10 protein-coding genes are annotated in these 20,177 nt (G+C 54.9%); 4 read left to right on the plus strand and 6 right to left on the minus strand.

Translation table 11 applies throughout. The features are described from left to right. Positions 1-10: 10 nt before the first annotated feature. Positions 11-1,870, minus strand: coding sequence for a DUF5060 domain-containing protein (locus C5Y96_RS25395; protein ID WP_105359266.1), 1,860 nt, complete (start codon positions 1,868-1,870; stop codon positions 11-13). A 208-nt stretch (positions 1,871-2,078) separates the two neighbouring features. Between C5Y96_RS25395 and C5Y96_RS25400 the strand changes: the two genes are divergently transcribed. The 3 genes from C5Y96_RS25400 (at position 2,079) to C5Y96_RS25410 (ending at position 6,224) form a co-directional block, all read left to right on the plus strand. After that, positions 2,079-2,660, plus strand: coding sequence for an RNA polymerase sigma factor (locus tag C5Y96_RS25400; protein WP_105359268.1), 582 nt, complete (start codon positions 2,079-2,081; stop codon positions 2,658-2,660). A 26-nt stretch (positions 2,661-2,686) separates the two neighbouring features. After that, positions 2,687-4,636 (plus strand): serine/threonine protein kinase, encoded by a 1,950-nt coding sequence (locus tag C5Y96_RS25405; RefSeq protein WP_105359270.1) that lies wholly within the window; start codon positions 2,687-2,689, stop codon positions 4,634-4,636. Positions 4,637-4,778: 142 nt separating this feature from the next. Continuing rightward, positions 4,779-6,224: a DJ-1/PfpI family protein gene (locus tag C5Y96_RS25410; protein WP_105359272.1), complete on the plus strand. Its 1,446-nt coding sequence runs from the start codon at positions 4,779-4,781 to the stop codon at positions 6,222-6,224. A gap of 93 nt (positions 6,225-6,317) precedes the next feature. Here C5Y96_RS25410 and C5Y96_RS25415 read toward each other — a convergent pair whose 3' ends face one another. After that, entirely contained in the window at positions 6,318-11,147 is a 4,830-nt protein-coding gene (locus C5Y96_RS25415) for a PVC-type heme-binding CxxCH protein (RefSeq protein ID WP_105359274.1), read from the minus strand. 305 nt (positions 11,148-11,452) lie between these two features. Here C5Y96_RS25415 and C5Y96_RS25420 point away from each other — a divergent pair, with 305 nt between their 5' ends. Next, the gene (locus C5Y96_RS25420; protein ID WP_105359276.1) at positions 11,453-13,204 is read left to right on the plus strand and encodes an AAA family ATPase; all 1,752 of its coding nucleotides are present in this window, start codon (positions 11,453-11,455) and stop codon (positions 13,202-13,204) included. Here the strand turns inward: C5Y96_RS25420 and C5Y96_RS25425 are convergent. The 4 genes from C5Y96_RS25425 to C5Y96_RS25440 all read right to left on the minus strand — a co-directional run bounded on the left by C5Y96_RS25425 (position 13,201) and on the right by C5Y96_RS25440 (position 20,139). Beyond that, complete coding sequence (locus tag C5Y96_RS25425) at positions 13,201-14,478, minus strand: DUF1552 domain-containing protein (protein WP_105359278.1); 1,278 nt, start codon at positions 14,476-14,478, stop codon at positions 13,201-13,203. The genes C5Y96_RS25420 and C5Y96_RS25425 overlap by 4 nt on opposite strands. A 35-nt stretch (positions 14,479-14,513) precedes the next feature. Continuing rightward, entirely contained in the window at positions 14,514-16,916 is a 2,403-nt protein-coding gene (locus C5Y96_RS25430) for a DUF1592 domain-containing protein (protein WP_105359280.1), read from the minus strand. Between the two features lie 160 nt (positions 16,917-17,076). Beyond that, positions 17,077-18,513, minus strand: coding sequence for an L-serine ammonia-lyase (locus tag C5Y96_RS25435; RefSeq protein ID WP_105359282.1), 1,437 nt, complete (start codon positions 18,511-18,513; stop codon positions 17,077-17,079). A gap of 147 nt (positions 18,514-18,660) precedes the next feature. After that, a complete protein-coding gene (locus C5Y96_RS25440; protein ID WP_105359284.1) occupies positions 18,661-20,139 on the minus strand; it encodes a DUF1501 domain-containing protein in 1,479 nt (492 codons plus the stop codon). Between the last annotated feature and the right edge of the window lie 38 nt (positions 20,140-20,177).

Here is a 20,177-nt window from a genome sequence, read left to right on the forward strand (position 1 = left end):
GATAGCGTGTTTATCGGCGAACCACAACGAGCCAGTCTTGATCCGACTGGCTTGGAGCCTTACCCAGTGAAACCCAACCACCTCCTTCGACGGAGGTGACACTTCCTTGTTGAGGATCGCCACCTTCCCGAGGGTTGAACCAGTTGACCGTAAACGCTCCCTTCACCTCGTTCAGATCGAGTCGGATGTCGTCACTTGTTGGAACGTAGACCAGGTACACTTCACTCGGCTTGGCAAACCCATAGGTCCGTTTCTGAGGGCCTCCCTGAATAAGCTGATCGGCATTTGTCATTTCCCAAAAGGGAATGGGATGCGTCTGGAAAAAATCGAGCGCGATGCGGCAGTCATCCCACGCGCGATCGCGACTACGGAAGTCTTCGCAAAGTAGGTCATTCTCAGGCAGTTTGTAGCCGAAGTAGTATTCGACACCAGCCCCGCCTGCCATCAGGGTTCCCCATAAGGTTTGCTGACGAATATCGTGACGGTCATAGGCTTTGTCGCCGCTGCCTGCCTTTCCGTCGAAACCTTGATACCCCGCATCCGGTGGCACACCCAACTCGGCAGGGTTTTGTTCGTCATTGGCGACCACCCACGGACGCCCGGCTTGCTGCGACAGGGTGACCCATTTCAGGGTTCGCTCGTGGGCCTGATTCCAGGGATTCTGAAGCGAGGCACCTGTCACCTCAGACTGGCTACCCAACAGTTCCGGGTAAACTTTGTCCTGCTGATTCGGATAAGTATGGATGACGATCAGATGATCGTAGGGGTCGACCTCTTTCAGGTACGCCGCCATATCACGCTGCTGCTGGGGTGTCTGCGTGTTCTCTTCACCCAGGTTCCAATTGAACGCTAACTCGTAACCAAAGCGGGCCACCATCTCTCGGCAATACAGCTTTCGCTCGGGGCCGAGATCTCCATCGTCGAGCGCCGTGGGAACGGTCCCCTTCCCCTTGTGGTTGTCATCGTCCATTTCGGTTTCTTGTAGCTTGAAATGAAGATACAAACCTTGGGCCTGAGCATGATCGAACACTACTTGCCACTGATCGAGTTTCGAGCAGTCGTAGTGCCACTTATCGTTGCGACTGGTAAACGGCCAAACGTTATCGCCATCTCCGCCAGCGTTATAAGGCAGAAATGAAATCGAATTGCAACCTTTGCCTGAAAGATAATTGATAGCCCCGATCAGCCCCTTCCCTTTGTCCTCTTGCCAGGTGGGGTCACCTTCCCGCCAATCGCGAACGTGGGGCTGCCATGTCTTCAAAGGGACATTCTTCTTGTTGGCACGCGTTCCATCAAAATCCTTGTAGGCCAGTAAGGTCTCGGGGGCATCAGGACCAGCCTTGAGAAAATATCTCTTACTGCCAGCGAACTGTAAGTAATGCTTACCCACATAATTAAGTCTTCCTTCGCTGCGGAAATCGCGACCAGTCTTATCACTTGGTTCAACCGTGAAGGAGCCTGTCACACCGTCGGCACCTGCCACCGGCGATCCTGCCTGCCTGGCATCAACGGCGATGCCCTCACCCTGCACGAAAGAGACTTGGTAAGTCCATTTGCCAGGTTTATCAGGCGAGACATGCGCGCGCCACTTGCTCCCGGCCGTGGCCGATGTTTCCGCGGCCAGACCATCGGCGGCAAAGTATCCAGGCACAGCATATTTCGGTTTACCACTCTCATGCATAAACGTGACCGTCATTCGGTAGTCGGTAAACGGATTGGGCTTCGTGTCCGTTTCGCTGGCTTTCGGTCCGTCGACCGTCAAGGTGACCTTGTGCCAAGCCATCCGTTGGCCACTTACTTCCGCAGCTTGTACAGCCTGAACCGGCAACCAAAGAGATGTCGCGATCAGAACCCAGAGGAGAAATCGCATGATGGGGCCTCAAAACAATAAGGATGAGTCAGATGAGCAAGGTTCAAGATATTAGGTCTCATTGCGATTTCCAAGCAGAACATGCGTTACGCGAGGCCAGGATGCTCTTGAAAAATTAAAACTCATGCAGGAGCATGACTTACGTAAGAAGTGTACGATAAAGTTGTATCCACCAACCCTGGCAATTTCACGACGCAATTCTGTCTAAATGGACACCTCCGTTAGCTTTCTCGACTCGCTGCAACACACCTCTGATGAAGAGGCATGGGGGCGATTGGTCGGGATGTATTCGCCACTGATCCGGGGTTGGCTCAAGCGATTTGGTGCTTCGCTGGATGACGTCGAGGACATCACACAGGAAGTTCTGACGGTCGTTTTCCGCCGCTTTCCCGAGTTCCGCCGCGAACCCCGCGCGGGAGCATTTCGTGCCTGGCTGCGAACCATTACGTCAAATTGTCTGCGAGATCACTGGCGAAAGAAGAACAAGCAGCCCCCAGGGATCGGTGGAAGTGACTTTGGCCAGGTCATTGCCGAGCTTCAAGATCCCGAAAGCGGCTTAAGCGCCCAATGGAATCGAGAGCATGACCGCCACGTGATACAATACCTGCTACAGGAAGTTCGCCCCGCGTTTACAGACAAAACGTGGTTGGCATTCCAACGTTTCGCCCTGGATGGCCTGAGTGCGGACGACGTCAGCCAAGAGCTCGGAATTTCCGTCAATGCGGTATTCGTGGCCAAGTCGCGTGTGCTTTCGCGGCTGCGTCAACGCGGACTGGGGCTCATTGATTAAAATCTATTACTATCGGCGGTCGGTCCATGAACGAGACTAACGCGACGCATCCCACGCAAGCAGAGCTCGAATCGTTCTTCCACGGCACTCTCGCCGAGCCAGATCGCCAGCGTATCGAAGACCACATCGGACAGTGCGATACATGCTGCGATGTTTTACGTACAATTCCGCACGATCCGCTAGTCGAACGAATCCACGCCGCCACCAGCAGTATTGATGATGGCCTTACCCCGGTCGGCAGCCCTACGCCGTCTTTCCAAGATGAAGACGCCGGGACGGTACCTACCGCACTGTTAGACCATCCGCGATACCGAATCATTCGGCAACTCGGCCAAGGGGGAATGGGTATCGTTTATCAGGCCGAGCACAAGCTGATGGAACGCCCGGTCGCTCTGAAGGTAATCAGTTCGCGGTTAATGAAGAACGAACTCGCCGTCGAGCGTTTTCATCAGGAAGTCAAAGCAGCTGCCAAGCTGTCTCATCGCAATATCGTCGCCGCCTACGATGCCGAACAGGCAGGCGACATGCACTTCCTTGTAATGGAGTACATCGACGGAATTAGTCTCGATCAATTGGTAGCGCGTCGAAAGCCGTTACCGGTGCTTCACGCGTGTAACTACGTCATGCAGGCCGCTCAAGGGCTGCAACATGCCTACGAGCGGGGCACCGTTCATCGAGATATCAAACCGCACAACCTGATGCGGACGTCGCGTGGGACCATCAAGATTCTCGATTTCGGCCTGGCGCGTTTTGCGACTCAGTCCGAGCAATCGCCTGACGACCCGGGACTGACGGCCGACTTCACCGCGTTGGGCACGCCAGACTATATGGCACCAGAACAAGCCCGAGATTCCAAACGCGCAGACATTCGAGCCGACCTCTACAGTCTGGGGTGCACGCTCTATTTCCTACTGGCCGGCCATGCTCCCTTTCCCGAAGGAACAGCGTTCGAGAAAGTCCTCGGGCACTGCGAACGCCAGCCGCGGCCTCTGTCGGACATTCGTGACGATATCCCACCGCAGGTCATTGCCATCGTCGAAAAACTAATGGCCAAGTCACCCGATGATCGTTATCAAACCCCAGCAGAGGTCGTCGAGGCCCTCAAGCCATACGGACATCCCGACTCGGCCTATGCCAACGACACGGCAGCGACTCAGCCAAGTATTCCCAACTCGATGCTCTCAGTGCCCAAGGTAGAGCCGAGCCCAGATCGTCCGTCGCAGCGTTCCTCATCCCAACGCCCAGCGAAGGTCAGCCCATTTTCGATGTGGGTTCGTAAGAACCGCCTATTGATCGGGGGAGGAGGCGCAGTTCTAGGAGCGATTGTCGCTTTGCTGGTACTGGGAAACTTCGGAAAAGATGACGCCTCCGATCCATCCAGGTCGGATCTCGCTGAGTTGACGGTACAGGAACGAACGACTGCTCCTGCAACAACAGATAGCTGGGTCAATTTGATCTCTCTGAGCGATCCTCCCGCGAATACCGTAGCCGGCAATTGGGAAGTGACCTCCACAGGGGAACTCCATGCCGACGCGACTCCTGGTGCGCGGATTATGCTGTCGTTTCTGCCTCCCCGCGAGTATGACTTTGAAGTTCAATTTACGCGGAATAGCGGTACGCAATCGATCGCTTTGCATTTCCTTGATGGAGAAGGAACGGCAACATTCGATCTTGATGGGTGGAGCGAGAACCTGGGGGGCATTCAAAACATTGATGGCGAAAACATTCGCACCAATCCCACGCGTGTCGACAACGTTGTTCTGGAAAATGGTCGTCGTTATTCCGCCGAAATCCGCGTACGCCGCGACCAGGTCCAAGCTTTTCTGGATGGCCAGTTGCTGTCGACCTACGAAGGGGATGGCTCAAATCTGACGCTGCTCGAGCTGTGGACGCTGCCCGAAAAGTCTTTAGGGCTAGGGGCTTACGACAGCGACACGACCTTTCATCAAGTGCGTTTGCGGCCTGTTTCTAACTGAAATCGCCCCCGCTTTTGGGCGACTTTTGTGTTTCTTCTAAATATTTTGGTCCCGCGTGAAAGGTTTTCCGTTGGCTTGCCATTTATTCGGTAAGCCAGCGGAAACGCAACCATCATCACGGGAACAGACTTGGAGAAACACAATGTCACGATTCAACCTTTTCACCAACAAAAAGCCGCGCAAGAATACATCCGCCAATCGTAAAAGCCGTCGCCTGGGAAGCAATCTGCAGAGCCTGGAAGACCGGCGCATGATGGCAGGTGACGTCGCCACCACCGAGCTGATGCCGCTTGAGTCGGAGTATGTCGAAACTTCGACACTCGATCCAACTGCCCAAACCAACTGGACGCTCGATCCGATCTCTGATGTGGAAGCCACCAGCGGCCAGACTCTAGAGACGATGCTGACCGTCAGCGGTGACGTGGAAACGGAAGCCCTTATTTTCTCGGCTTCCATCGTTTCGACCATCGAGCAAAAACTCGATGCCCAGTACGACCTGGTGGAATCGGACGACTACCACACCAATTGCCTGGGCAATAACGAACGCTGGATTCGTTCGGCCAACGGTGGCTGGTTCTACGTGATGCCTTCGGGCGAGTTCTACCAGTGGCAAGGCTCTTTCGCCAAAAGCACCTTGTTGGCCAGTTTCGATTCGACCCACTACGACGACCCAGACCTGATTGCCGAACCGGAATCGATCGACGCGAGCGTACATATCGAGGGAGACGTTCTGGTCATCACCCCAGATGCCGACTACACCGGCAGTTTCCAGGTTGAAATCGGGGCCACCGATGGGACCCATTCGGCAAGTCAAACGGTGCTGGTCGCCGTCGCCGAGTCGATTCCTGACGAGGACGACAATACCGATGATACCCCAACAGCCAATAAGCCACTGCCGGTCTTGATGGTCATTGCCAATCAAGACTTCTACTACCAGGAATATGGCGACACACGGCAGTCGCTGGAAGCACAGGGACTAGAGGTTGTTGTTGCAGCCGCGACGACGGAAGTCTCTCGCCCTCATGCAAACTCTGGTCAAGGAGCCGACGGTGGGCTAGTTCGGCCTGACCTGGCCCTCACGGATGTCAGCGCCGACGACTACTCGGCCATCGTCTTTGTGGGTGGATGGGGAGCTTCCAGCTACCAGTACGCGTTCGAGGGAACCTACGACCATGGTGCCTACAACAGCACTGATGCCCTCAAGACCACCGTCAACGACCTGGTCAACGACTTCGTCGAACAAGACAAGTATGTTGCGGCCATCTGCCACGGCGTATCGGTGTTGGCCTATGCCCGGGTAGACGGCGAGAGCCTTCTGGACGGGAAGACGGTCTCCGCTTGGGGCGGATCTGCTCCGAGCTCCGATCAACGGATCTACACGACACGCGACAACATCGAACTCAACGGAGGCACGATGGTCGAATCAGGCTCTGTTGGTGATCCAACGACCGTTGCCGACGACGTGATTGTCGATGGACGCATCATCACGGCTGAAAACTACGATTCTGCGGCCATGTTTGGACGCATCATTGGCAACCTGGTGAGCGAACCGGAATACGTGGATGCCGTGTTCGCCGAGTGGGAATAGGATGCGAGGGCAGCGCGAGTCGCTGAGCCCTGTCAGGCCGTTGCGAAGGTAAGCAGCAAGACTTCGCGATGCCTGGCAGGGCTTTTTTCGTTGCTATTTGGCCCCACCATGATTGTGCAGGTTCTTCAAATGTTCCGGCATCTCGTAACCACCTGCTTCCAGATACGAATGAAGATCATAGATCTCTTCCTTAGTCAGGATATCGAGCAAACCGCCTGGCATCGGAGAGATTTTCGATGGTGCCATTTGCTCGACATCATCCTTAGGAATCGTCGTCAGACTGTTGGGAGTCAGAAGGTTAGTCGCGACATGAAACGCCTGCTTATCCTCTTTGACAACAACACCGGTGATCACTCGGCCACTTATGGTGAGGAACTGAACGTTCTGAAATTTCTCGTTGATCTGACTCGATGGGTCGACCATCTGCTGCAACAGGTCTTTCCCTTTCAGCTTCTTCACCGACTCGGTCAGATCAGGCCCCAAGTTGGTTCCATGACCGGCGACGACATGGCACTGGTTACAGCGAGCTTTCACGAAAGCCGTCATGCCGCGAACAAGCGTCGCATCGTCCTTCTTACGAGGATGATCCGCGAAGTCCGAAAAGTCGGTCATCTTCCATTCTTTGATCACTTGAGGAACGCTCGAATCCATCAACGCCTGGGCACTGGCATCATCGCGGGCGACAACCATTACCCCGTTCATTACAACCCAGTGCCCTGGGAAGGTGCACACGTAAGGATAAATCCCTTCCTCTTTAGGGGCATTGAACCGCAGGACGGCGATCTGTGCCGCGCGGGTCGGACCGATCATCGGTGTATTCTGGATGATCAGATCCATCTTCTCGCGTGGGATAAAGTCCGAGTCGGCATTGGTTGGGTCTTTCGCCATCTCGTTGGCCGCCATGCCCACCTCGGCCAGGGTATCAGGCTTCACAATCACGAAGTTGTGGTCCGTTGCATCGGGGTTCGTAAAGACAATCTTCAGTGGCTGACCAGGCTTGACCATGAAGTGTTTGACGTCGAACAGCATGCGTTCTTCGAGACAAGTAATCTTTACTTCGCGAAGGTCTTTCTGCGCGTCAAACTTGGCCTGAGCTACAGTCGGTTTGGGTTCTTTGATCTCAGAGTCCTTCGCGGCCTGCTTCAGAATGCGAGCAATTCCATAGCGAGGGTTCCCTTCCCAATGGGCACGCATCGGTTTCGACATCAGGGCACACGTGATCCCATAAGCCACGTGCCCTTCCCGCGGATGCTTTAGTACATCCAGCATTGCGGCAAACGCAGGCTTACTGCCGATATAGGTGGCAGCGATGGCGGCCTGCATTCGAACAATCGCATTCTCATCGTTGGCCGCTGCCTTCAGACGCTGCTCCCACTGGGGAAGGTAAGGGTACCAATAGCGAAGCTGCTTGGTGGCCGCCGCCCTGGCATGGGAGTTTTCACAAGCCAAGAGATCTTCCAGTACACCAACAGCAACCGCCAGGTCTCGCTCCGGTGTTGCGTCGCTGGCAGGAACCATCTCAACAGCATCGATCCAGCGATAGGCCCAAATGGCTTCAATTTGATGATGGCGAAACTCAGGGTCGCTCGGATCGAGCTTCGTTACCCACTTGTCAAGCAGTTCTTTCACCTTCGCCGGGTCACGCTCTCCGAACTCTCGCTTAGCCATAAAACGAACGGCGTATTCAGGTCGCTTGAGAAGTTCAAGTAGCTGCTCAATGGAAGCACCCGCGATCTGCGGTGGTTCTTGCAGCGGCATATCCTTGGCCGTTATCCGCCAAATGCGACCCGAGTGGCGATCGCGACGTTCATCGCGTAGCGAATATTGGGCATGTCCCTTGATTGGGTTGTACCAGTCGCAAACGTAGAGGGCTCCACGTGGTCCCCATTGCAAATCGACCGGAATGAAACTGAGGTTCCGTGAAAACAACAGGTCACCAACATACTCTTCGGTGTAGCCGAAGGGACCTTCCTTCCAGTTCAAAATCTCTACGCGATTGGTCGGCTTGTAACGAACCTTGATAAAACTCCCTTGCAGTTGCTTCGGGAAGGTCGCCCAATCGACAAAGTGATGACCGCAAACCCCAGAGTATGCCTGTAAACCGTTAGGGCGATCATTCTGTAATGGGTACGGCGGATCGACCGCTTGATGCGCTTCGGCGTAAACCGGATGGCTGGCCATGTGCTGGCCCCAGCGATCGAACGTCACACCCCAAGGATTCGTGCTGGGGTACGAACCAAAACTGATGAGACGCTGCGTTTTGGGATCGAAGCGGAACCAGCCGCTGTTTTGCTGACGAACCGGACCATACGGTGTTTCGACTTGCGAGTGATGAAAGATCGATTCGCGGAAGATCAAGTCGCCATCCGGCGTCCACGTGAAATCATGCAGCGAGTGATGCGAGTCTTCCGTGCCAAAACCACGCAGCACAACCTTATGAATATCAGCCTTGTCGTCTCCATCGGTGTCCTTCAAAAAAGATAAGCAAGGCTGTTCGGAGACATAAACCCCGCCATCACCGAATTCAAACGAAAGGGGAATGTGTAGATTATCAGCGAACACCGTCGACTTGTCCGCTTTGCCGTCCCCGTCGGTATCCTCCAGAATGACCAACTTGTCATTGGGTTCGTTGCCGGGATAAACGTGAGGGTAGGTCGTCGAGCAGCTTACCCACAGGCGTCCCTTAGAGTCCCATCGCATTTGAATTGGATTCACGATATCCGGAAATTCCTCTTCCCCGGCAAAGAGATTCACCTCGAAGCGTGGGTCGACGTCAAACGCTTTCTTCTCGTCCTCGGCCGACATCCACTCGTTCGCCCCCCGACTCTGCTTGGTCATGGGAAGCGATGGAACGTTCGAGTCGTCGACCTTTGCAGGCACCTGCTTCCCTTGAGCAATATCCCAGATTCGCTCATCGCGATTGGCAACCATCATATCGAAGTTGCGCATCGCCGGTAGAAAGTCGAGATAGCCGTAGTCCTTATTGCGACCGCCGGTGTAATAGAACGTGTTCAACGGACGAAAACGCCGGAAGAACTGGATGTTCTTATCGACGATCGTAGCGAGCAGCGATTGGCTTACTTCCGGTGCTTCTTCCTGGAACAATTGCTCGAAGAGAGCCGCCGAAAAGACCTGGTCGCCGGCTTGGTTCAAGTGCACGCCGTTGATTGTCAGATCGGTGCCAGGGCTGCCCATTTCGGCCGCAGTCGCTGGAAAGACATCGGCGAAAGCGATGTTCTGTTCAGCGGCGACATCGCGCATCACATCAACGTAAAGCTGAATATTGGCGTTATTCAGCGTTGCGGCAGGGATGTTATCGATGTTCTCGTTCGCGATCGGCGAAACCAACACGATTCGCGCGGCCGTCTTGCCGTTGAACGATTTCGATTTGAGATCGGTCAGGTACTGCGTCAGCTTTTGCCGAAATTCCGCCAGGCCGGCGGGACCTGCGAACGATTCGTTGAAACCAAACGCCGCCAGGATGACATCGGCTTTCTCATGAACCAGATGCTGCTGCGTATCGGCAAAGTTGTCGGGCCGCGGCTGAACGTCAATTGCGTCAGCCGACCAGGCAAGGTGCCGAACGGTCAATTGATGCTGGGGGAATTTCTTTTGAAGCATCCCTTCAAAATGACCGAAATCCTGAGATCGCTCGAACAAGGTGTTCCCAATCAGAGCGATGCGGTCCCCCTTGTTCAGTTTCAGGGGAAGCGACGTGGCAATCGGCTCCGCAGATTTCGGACGAGGGGCAGTCTTTTCGTAGATCGCAAACCCGGAGAAGTCTTCGTCGGTCAGTTCCGGCGGATTCTCGACCTGCGTATTCTTGGCATCTTTTGCGTTTTGTTTTCTAGCGTCGCGTCCTTCTTCACGACGCGAGGCCTCCATCGCCGCTACTTTTTTTTTATCGTTCGGGGAGTGATCCGGCAGGATGGGTGAATCCCAGCCTTGAAGTTCGGCCGGCTTCACTCCTTTGCGATGACCACCAAAGCTGAACGTGACCGGTTGATATGGTCCGACGAAGTCGATCTTCAAATCAGGCTTGATCTGCTGCTCCATGCCGGCGGCCCACAGACAACCGTTGACCATGATGCGGCGGAAGCCGTCGTCGAGAATGTCTTCGGAGGCTCCGTAGGTGGTCGTGAAGACGCGTCCTGATTTACCGCTTTTCGATTGGTAATCACGCACCCAGACACCAGGGCATGGCATCTTATCCTTGGCAGCCGGAGAATCAGCCTTCATGCTCTCAAGTGGCTGTGCCATGGCCAAAACGGTACTATCTTCCATGGGGGCAGTCCAATAGCCACCGGCCTGCACCCAGGGATTCTTCACGCCCCGCAGGACAGGATGATCTTTCTGCTGCGGCACGATATCGAGCCGCGTGCTCATCACGTGGTTCTTACCGTAGTGACCAGCCCATGTTTCCCCTAGCACCTGGCGGCCAAATCCCAGCGGGTAGTCCTCCCCTTTGTAATTATAACTGAAGCGAGCGAACTCTGATTTCTCGGGGATCTTGAACGCATGGGTCGACGTTCGCATGCCAACGACAGGGCCCCCTCGTTCCAGATAGTCGACGATCGGCTGCATCTGCTCTTTGGGGAAGTCTTGGAAACGCAAAAAGATCACCATCAGGTCCGCCGTTTCCAACGCTTCGGTCCCAGGCATATAGCTGGAGCCTGGCGAGATCTCGCCTGACTTCTTGTCGATGGAAAACAGCACCGTGCATTTAAAACCATGGTGCTTCGCCAGAATTCGTGCCAATGCCGGCAGCGATTCCTCGGAACGGTATTCATGGTCGCCAGCCAGGAAGACGATATGCTTCCCTTTGCCAATGCCAGAGTCCCCTTCGTAAACAAGTGGGTTGGCATGGGTTAACGTAACGCAAGTAACGGCAAACACAACTGCCAACAAAAGAGTGCGAATCATGCTGTAATCGAGTGGGAAATAAGTAGTTTGAACTAATAGAGTCACGGTGGGAAAGTCGGCCTGAAGAGAATGTCAGCCGAGCTTAGCTTCATACTACCTGTCGGTTCGCCATCCTGCCGCAATTTCTCGCGGAATTGTCGAATCTATGCCATAACGTCCCTTAAGAAGTCCGTTTTGCAACACGAATTTCGTATCTAACCGACTTTTTGCCGCTTGACCTGAAATCTCTCGGTAGAACCGAACCCAATTGGCGAATAGAATCATCGCCAAACAAACGTTAGCCTACAAACGAAGGACATCTCTTAGTGGCGGATTTGTGGCCCCAAATTGAAGACGACTTCAACAAGATCTTTCTTACTCTCAGCCGAGAGCTTGGCGGTTCTCGTTTTCGGATCAACTTCCCAGGCGAGTTCAACGGGTTTAGTGAGATCCCTTGGGATGCGATTACTGAGACATATCGCCAACGCGGTAACTATCCCGAATCGCTCGTGCGAATGGCTTTGGCCAGCGATTGTCTTCATCACCTGGGAATGGCCATTCTGGCCGATCATCGCATTGAAGAGCACGAATTCGACGTTTCATTCTCGGTGGCACTACCGCTGGCCAGTAGTATCTGCACCCTCTCGCGATTCAAACGCTATAGCACGCTCAGTCGCAACCAGTGGGATGTCTTTCTCAGCGCGTTCATGAACGATCGCGAGTGGTTTGGCGGCAACTGCAGCGAGACTCGCAACTTGAGCCTTGTTCTTTGTTTGATCGTGCATCACTTGGGGCGCGATTCCAGTTTGCTGCCAACCTACGAACGCATGATTCGCACGATTGTCGGCGCGGTGTTTCAGTGGGGTGCATCAACCGACGTCGAACGCGACCTCGTCGACAAGCTTGATCGCATGTTTGAAACTTGCCGGGGAGGCAACCCTTATACTTCCCGCAGCACGCGTGGACCCTCGCCACTTGACGCGCTGAAGCCGATCAAGCTCGATCCACCGGAGAAAGACGCGATCGAAGAATACGGGCCTCCGGAAACGATACTCAAAGAAGCCCAGAAGGAACTCGACGGGCTGATCGGATTGAACTCGGTTAAGACAGAAGTCAAACGGCTCATGGCTTATCTGAAGATTCAAAAGCAGCGCCGCGAACATGGCTTGAAGCAATCGTCGCAAACGCTGCACTTCGTTTTCAAAGGGAACCCAGGCACCGGCAAGACAACCGTTGCCCGTATCATTGGCAAGATTCTGTATGGCTTTCAAATTCTGAAGACACCGAAACTGGTCGAAGGAGACAGGGTAGCTCTGGTGAGTGGTTACGTTGGGCAAACGGCTCTGAAAACCGATGAAGTCGTCGATTCGGCTTTGGATGGGGTGCTCTTCATCGACGAGGCCTATGCCCTCTCCAACCCGACGGGGCAGCATGATTTCGGCCAGGAAGCGATTAACACACTACTAAAGCGAATGGAGGACAACCGCGATCAACTGGTGGTCATCGTGGCAGGCTACCCCAGACTTATGCAGCAATTCATCGAAACCAATCCTGGACTCGAAAGTCGGTTCACACGATACATCGATTTCGATGACTATGCCGTATCCGACCTGTGTCGAATCTTTGAAAAGTTCTGTGCTGATTCCGAGTACGAGTTGACGAACGAGGCCCGAGCGATCGCCAGCATCCTGTTCACAGCCGCATACCATGGACGCGACGAACGCTTCGGCAATGCCCGCTTTGTGCGGAATGTCTTCGAACGAGCCGTGGGGCTGCACTCAGAACGTTTGGCGGCCCAGCCGGAAGCGGCCATCTCGCGAGAAGACCTGATTAACTTCACCAAGGCAGACATTCCGCTCGAAGCATATCAGCCTCTCAAGGGAAAGACGATCGATCTTGAGAATACCCAGTGGCTTGCGACATGCCCCGGTTGCGGCCTGGAAAGTGACGGCGGCGTGAAATTCCTCGGCCAACGCGTTACCTGTCGCAAGTGCCAGGAGAAGTTTCAATTCCCCTGGTGGCACGTTCGTGTGGAAACGGTCAGCGGCATAGACTCAGGACTGCTGAAACCGAACTAAACGGCCGGCAGTTCTGTTAACGTTCCACGCCCCGAAGAGAACTGATCGATCTCGACTCCCACATGCTGCAGGTAACTGACCAGTAAGTTGCACAGCGGCGGAGCCTTGTCTTCCTGATAGGCAATATGCTGCCCGTGACGGAAGTGCCCGCCGGCGGCAATAATCGGCAAGTTAGTGTTATTGTGACTCGATGCGTTTCCGAGATTGGAACCGAACAGAATCGCCGTCTGGTCTAACAGCGAATGCGACCCTTCTTTGGCGTCTTCCAACTTTTGCATCAGCTCAGCGAAAAGCCGCATTTCTTCCAGTTCGATAATGGTCAGCATCTCGATCTTATCGGGATCTCGGCCGTGATGGCTGAGGTTATGCCAACCGTCGTCGACACCATCGAGCGAAACCACCTCGTTGCCGCCGGGCGCGACCAACGAAATGAAGCGGGTCGAGTCGGTTTGAATCGCCAGGAAGATCATCTCGTACATGAGCCGCAGCCTCTGGGTCAATTCGGCCCGGTCATCGATATCTTTTGGCTGCTTACGATCGACCTCAGGCTTAGGCTGCTTGGCCCACGCTTCGGCCTGAACCAGACGCTGCTCCAACTCTCGCACGCTGGTGAAGTACTGGTCCAGCGTTTGATTGTCTTCGCGGCCCACCTTCTTAGTGACCTTTTTCGTCTGCTCTTGAACCAGGTCCATAATGCTTTGGCCATCCTCGATCCGCCGCATCTGCTCTTCTTTTTCCTGCTGTGTTCCTTCGAGAAAGAGCTTTGCGAACAGCTTCGAGGGCCGATTCTCGGCCGGAATCTGCACACCGCTACGCGTGTAGGAAAGACTGTTGTAGTCGACGGCAAGTGTCAGCGAACTGAAGCGAGTCTTGTACCCCAGTTGTTCTGCGGCGAGTTGGTCCACTGAAATGGTATTCTGGAAGCTTGGCTGTCCTGGGTGTGCGGCCCCAGTCAGAAAGCTCTTTTCCGCCGAATGTCCACCATCCACGTTGGGATGCATGATTCCGGAGATCACCGAGAACTTATCCCGCAATGCCCCCATCGGTTTGAGATAAGGAGTCAGTTCGTAGTCCTTGCCAGCCTTCTCAGGAAACAGATTGGGCGTATGAATCCCCAGCGGAGCACAAATGGCCAGCATACGCCGTACGTCGCTTGCTTCGCCTGGCTCGTCTTTGGCCAGCAATCGGGTCGCTCTCATACTGCCTAACAGCGGCAGCCCCATCGCAATCCCATAGGCACGCAGAAACGTTCGTCGACTAAGTTGGTTCGACATTGCGAATCCTTTAAAAGCTCAGAGAGCCATAAATTCTAAGGAGCGAGGAACAAGTCACTTTCCACCACGGCCTGAATCATCGACTTGAGGCCATGGTCGTTCTTACTCGAGGCGGCAACAATCTGATCGGCGGCCTCGCGTTGGGGAAGTCCCATCTTGCGACCGGTAGCATAGATCAGCAGTTTTTCGGCAATCGCGCGCGCCACCAGCGGTTGGTCGTCGACCAATTGCTGTCGAAACTGGATGAAGTTCTCGAACTTACGACCATCGGCCATTTCAAAGGACGATTCCACATCGGGACCTTTACGGTACGACTTCTGGTCCGGAATCTTTTCTCCGTCGCCAATCGAGCGATAAAAGTCTCGATGCCCACCAATCGCGTCAAACTCTTCCAGCGCGAAACCGGGCGGGTCGATCCGCTTATGGCAACTCGCACACTCTGCAATGCTGCGATGCTTGTCGAGTTGCTCGCGAATCGTTGTTGCTCCACGAATGTCAGGCTCGACCGCCGGAACGCCAGGAGGCGGTGGGGGAGCTGGCCGACCGAGTATCTTATCGAGTACCCACACGCCGCGAATTACCGGCGATGTGGTCGTGCCGTTGGCCGTTACCTTCAAGACGCTTGCTTGCGTCAGCACGCCGCCGCGAAGGCAATCTTCAGGCAGCATAACCTTCCGGAAATGCTCGTGCCCTTCGACCTTTGGCAGACCATAGTGCCCGGCCATGCGTTGATTGAGAAACGTCCAGTCGGAGTCGACGAAGTTCATCACGCTCAAATCCTCCTGCAGTACATGCTCGAAGAAATGACGCGTTTCCCCCAACATCCCTTCCAGCAGCAAGGGGTCGTATTCTGGGTAAAGCTTCTTGTCCGGTGTGGTGAATTCGATATCTCGCAGATCGAGCCACTGCGCCGTAAAGTCATTCACCAGGTTTTTAATCTTGGGATCCGCGATCATTCGATCGACCTGCTGGCGACGAATGACCGGATCGCTCAGCTTGCCAGCGGCGGCCAGGTTCAATAGTTCCTCATCTGGCATCGTCGACCAAAGGAAGTACGACATCCGCGATGCGATCGTGTAGTCGTCAACGACCGGGTCTCGATTGATAAGCAAGAACTGCGGGGCACACATCACGGCGGTCACCCCGGTACGTGCGGCCTGTTCGAAGGTGCGACCGCTTTCCAGGCGATTCTGAGCCAGGTCGATAAACGGCTGCATTTCCTCGTCGGATACAGGGCGTCGGAAAGCCCGTGGAATGAAGTTCTTCAGCATTCGTTCGAGGTCTTCCTTAGGCTGTGTCGACTCGACAATGTGCCCTTTGACGTTCTTACGGTGTCGCATCCAGACAGGCCACTGTTCTTTCATCGAGATACTCTCGACATCGCCAAACAGTCTCTTGGTCGCCTCGGAAGGAAACGCCTGATCGAGCGGACCATGCGTTTCTACCCAAGCTATTCCCACCCCGGGGCGTTTCTCGTGCTTGTCTCGCCAGGTTACGTGCTCAGGCCATACGCGCGGTACGATATGGATCGTGTCCCCTGCTTCCATCCGACACGTGAATTCGACGACGCGCGGACTCTGCGGCGTGCCAGTCGCGTCAAAGATGCCGATAAACTCTTGCGTATCAGGGCCAAACAGAGATCCAACATACAATGCGACCGAGATCGTTCGATCGTTCGGATCGTGCGGCCAAATCGCCACACGGCAGCGATAGACACCATCCTCAATCGGGTGCGCGTCATCAATCCGCGCCGGCGGCCAGCCAGGAGTGAACTTGACCAACGAACCGTCGACCTCAATGACGCCTCCCTTATTCTTGTCAACCGAGTCGATATTCTCTTTGATCTGCATCAATTCCGCCCGGCGAGTCTCAGGCGGAAGGGGCGGAATCCGACGAATCGTCGCATCAAATGCAACGTTCGCTGCTTTCAGATACTCTTCCAACAGCACCGAAGAAAAACTGAGCCCGTCGATCCCTTTGTCGAAGCCTTGGACCTTGCCATCTTCCGGCAGAAGGTCGACCAGTGGAACATCGATCCCCAACAGGTCATGCACGGTGTTTTCATACTCTTTGCGATTGAGCCGACGCAGAGAAATCGGACGGGGGACTGCCTGGGTTACCGTTTCGACAATCTGCTGAACCAACAACTTCTTCTCTTCGGCCGTGGGCTGCTCGTTAGTATCCGGCGGCATCTCTCCCCGCTCTACGGCATTGACCACCCGCGACCAGACATGAGCGTTGTCGAGTGATGCCGAAGGAAACACGAGCGTGTCTAATCGCAGGTTGGCTTCCTGGGCGTCTGCTCCGTGGCACTCGATGCAGTGGGTCTTGAAAAGCGCGCGCACGTGGGCGTTCTCAGCCGCCGTGGCATACTGTAAGGGTAATGCGAGAGCAGAAAGCCCCAGCAGGCAGGTAGCGATAAGGTAGGGATGCTTCATGGTTGAAGTATAACGGTGAAAAGACAATTTCCTGACGTTTTTTGCCAGCAGATTGCATAGCTTTCCTACCTATGACGAGACCAGAGAAAAGGTTACGTCAAATTTCGCCCCAGTAAGCAACATCCTGCGATGCCAGGCGGCTAATATCGCGAGGCTGCCGTCAGCACTCGCTGATATTGACGGCCAAGCCCCCCCGAGAGGTTTCTTTGTAGCGGGAAGACATATCGGCACCAGTGCGTTTCATCACCCGAATGACTCTGTCGAGCGAGACGAAATGGCTTCCGTCACCGCGAAGCGCCAGACGACAAGCGTTGATCGCCTTAACGGCCCCCATCGCATTGCGTTCGATGCATGGAACCTGAACCAGTCCCTTGATCGGATCGCAGGTCAGACCCAAGTTGTGTTCCATGCCGATTTCAGCGGCCTCTTCGACCTGCCGTGGCGACCCACCGCGGACTTCGGTTAACGCTCCGGCAGCCATGCTGCACGCGACCCCGACTTCCCCCTGGCAGCCAACTTCGGCCCCCGAGATAGAAGCGTTCTTCTTGTACAAGGCACCAATCGCGGCGGCGGTGAGTAAGAACTGCTCGATCTTTTCCGGCGAAGATTCCGGGCAGAAGCGATCGAAGTAGCATAGTACCGCGGGGATAATCCCGGCCGCCCCATTGGTTGGCGCGGTTACGACCCGTCCGCCGGCCGCATTTTCTTCGTTTACCGCAATCGCGTACAGGTCGACCCAGTCCAGAATATTGAGCGGATCACGCATGTTCGCTTCGGGGCGACTGGTAAGCGTTTGATGAAGACTTGGGGCACGACGACGGATGTTCAGCCCGCCCGGTAAGATCCCTTCATTACGGCATCCACGGTCGACACAGGATTGCATTGTTGCCCAGATCTTCTGCAGACCTTCGCGGATCTCGGACTCGGAGCGAAACGCCTTTTCATTCTCCAAAGCAATCTGACTGATTCCGCACCCTTGCTCTTCGGCCAGTTTCAACAGTTCGGCAGCCGAACTGAAAGGAAACGGTACCGCCGACATAGGATGGGCGATTCCCTTCCCTTCGTCCCCTTCCCGGACCACAAACCCACCGCCAATCGAATAGTAGGTCTCGGATGCCAAAGGCTCGCTACTTTCACGCGTGGCAAACGCACGGAAGCGAAGTGCGTTGGGGTGCCCTTCCAGGAACGTCTTCCGCTGAAAGAGCAGGTCTTCCTTTTCGATAAAGTGAATCATCCGCCGGCCAGCCAGGTTCAACTCATTTCGGCCGCGAATTAACTCCAACTTGCCAGCGACTGTTTCCGGATTAATCAGATCGGGGACTTCTCCCTGCAAACCCATCAGGACGGCGACATCGGTGGCGTGACCGATGCCAGTCAGGGCTAGCGAGCCATACAGATCGACTTCGACACGCCCAATGGCGTCTAGCTGGCCGTTGTCTGCCAAATTGGCCAAAAACATCTCGGCCGCACGCATGGGGCCCACGCTATGCGAACTAGATGGTCCGATGCCGATCTTGAACAAATCGAAAACCCCAACAAATGCCTGTTGTTCAGCATTTTCGGGTGGAGTAACGACCTTTGCCGGCTTTGTTGCCACGGGGAATTCCTACAGAAAACGAATAATTGCGCCTCCAGGAATTGTGGACTATCGCGCAGGCTTCGTGAAGGGTGATTTTCACGAAAACCGAGTTCTTCATCTGAGAAAATCACGAAAGCGGGCGAAACCTTCTTAGCATATTCGAGACTACGCCAGAATGTCTTTCACGATGTGCCCGTGCACATCGGTCAAACGGAAATAGCGACCCTGGAATCGGAAGGTCAGCTTTTCGTGATCGATCCCCAGCAGGTGCAGCATCGTGGCATGAAGATCATGCACGTGCATCGGGTTCTCTACCACATTATAGCAAACGTCGTCCGTTTTCCCGTAGGTAAACCCACGCTTGATGCCGGCTCCGGTCATCCACAGCGAGAAACAGCGGGGATGATGATCGCGCCCATAGGTCTCGGCATTGAGCGTTCCCTGACAGTACGAGGTCCGGCCGAACTCACCACCCCACACAACCAGCGTATCGTCCAGCATGCCTCGCTGCTTCAGATCGTTGACCAGGGCCTTGGTGGGCTGATCCGTATCGTGACACTGCCCCGGCAACTGTTTGGGCAGCGTGAAGTGCTGATCCCACCCCATGTGGAACAATTGCACGAAGCGAACGTCCCGCTCGGCCAGGCGGCGAGCCAACAGACAGTTGTAGGCATACGTTCCACGCTTGGTGACATCGGGGCCGTAGGAATCGAGCACGTGCTGCGGTTCGTCCGAGAAGTCGGTCAGATCCGGCACCGATGTTTGCATGCGGTACGCCAGTTCGTACTGCTGAATTCGTGTGTGGATCTCAGGGTCGCCAAACTCTTCCAACTTCTTTTGATTCAGTCGGGCAAGATCGTCCAGCATGCGGCGGCGGGCAGCGGGATTTAAACCTTCTGGATTGCTGAGGTAAAGAACCGGGTCCCCAACACTCATCAGCTTCACGCCGCTGTAAGTCGAGGGGAGAAAACCACTTCCCCACAGTCGATCGTATAACGGCTGGCAGTTCGGCCGCCCGGTTCCACGCGAGACCATCGTGATGAACGTCGGCAGGTTCTGGTTCATCGTGCCCAGGCCGTAGTGAAGCCACGAACCAAAGCTGGGTCGGCCCGGCAACTGATGCCCCGACTGAAAGAAGGTCATCGCCGGATCATGATTGATCGCTTCGGTCTGCATCGAACGAATCAGACACATATCATCGGCCAGCGAGGCGATATGTGGAATCAACTCGCTGCCGATCTCGATGCCAGACTGCCCACTCTTGGTGAACTTATACCGCGATCCAGCCAACGGAAACGACTTCTGCCCCGCAGTCATACCCGTGACACGCTGTGTCATCTCGACAAAGTCCGTCAGCTCTTTGCCTTCGTTTTCGCGTAAAAGTGGCTTCGGGTCGAACAACTCTTGCTGGGAAGGAGCGCCACTTTGAAACAAATAGATAACACGTTTTGCCTTGGGAGGATTATGGAACGCTTTCAGCGCACCAGTCGGAGCGGCATCGGTACTTTCCTTCGACTCGCCGAAGGCATTCTTACCCAAAAGTGAAGCAAGCGCCGCCACACCAATACCCGACGCCGATCGGCCAAAGAAGTGCCGTCGAGTCAGCATCATGCGATGTTCGTTTGCGTCGTTCAAAGGATTCATGGTTTATCACTCCGTGAACAAGTCACGTGGAATTCATC

The organism is Blastopirellula marina (genome assembly GCF_002967715.1).
GTDB classification, from domain to species: Bacteria; Planctomycetota; Planctomycetia; order Pirellulales; family Pirellulaceae; genus Bremerella; species Bremerella marina_B.

Coding starts and splice junctions, on each gene's coding strand:
- C5Y96_RS25395 (WP_105359266.1), bottom strand. CDS start 1,870: ATGCGATTTCTCCTCTGGGTTCTGATCGCGACATCTCTTTGGTTGCCG.
- C5Y96_RS25400 (WP_105359268.1), top strand. CDS start 2,079: ATGGACACCTCCGTTAGCTTTCTCGACTCGCTGCAACACACCTCTGAT.
- C5Y96_RS25405 (WP_105359270.1), top strand. CDS start 2,687: ATGAACGAGACTAACGCGACGCATCCCACGCAAGCAGAGCTCGAATCG.
- C5Y96_RS25410 (WP_105359272.1), top strand. CDS start 4,779: ATGTCACGATTCAACCTTTTCACCAACAAAAAGCCGCGCAAGAATACA.
- C5Y96_RS25415 (WP_105359274.1), bottom strand. CDS start 11,147: ATGATTCGCACTCTTTTGTTGGCAGTTGTGTTTGCCGTTACTTGCGTT.
- C5Y96_RS25425 (WP_105359278.1), bottom strand. CDS start 14,478: ATGTCGAACCAACTTAGTCGACGAACGTTTCTGCGTGCCTATGGGATT.
- C5Y96_RS25430 (WP_105359280.1), bottom strand. CDS start 16,916: ATGAAGCATCCCTACCTTATCGCTACCTGCCTGCTGGGGCTTTCTGCT.
- C5Y96_RS25440 (WP_105359284.1), bottom strand. CDS start 20,139: ATGAATCCTTTGAACGACGCAAACGAACATCGCATGATGCTGACTCGA.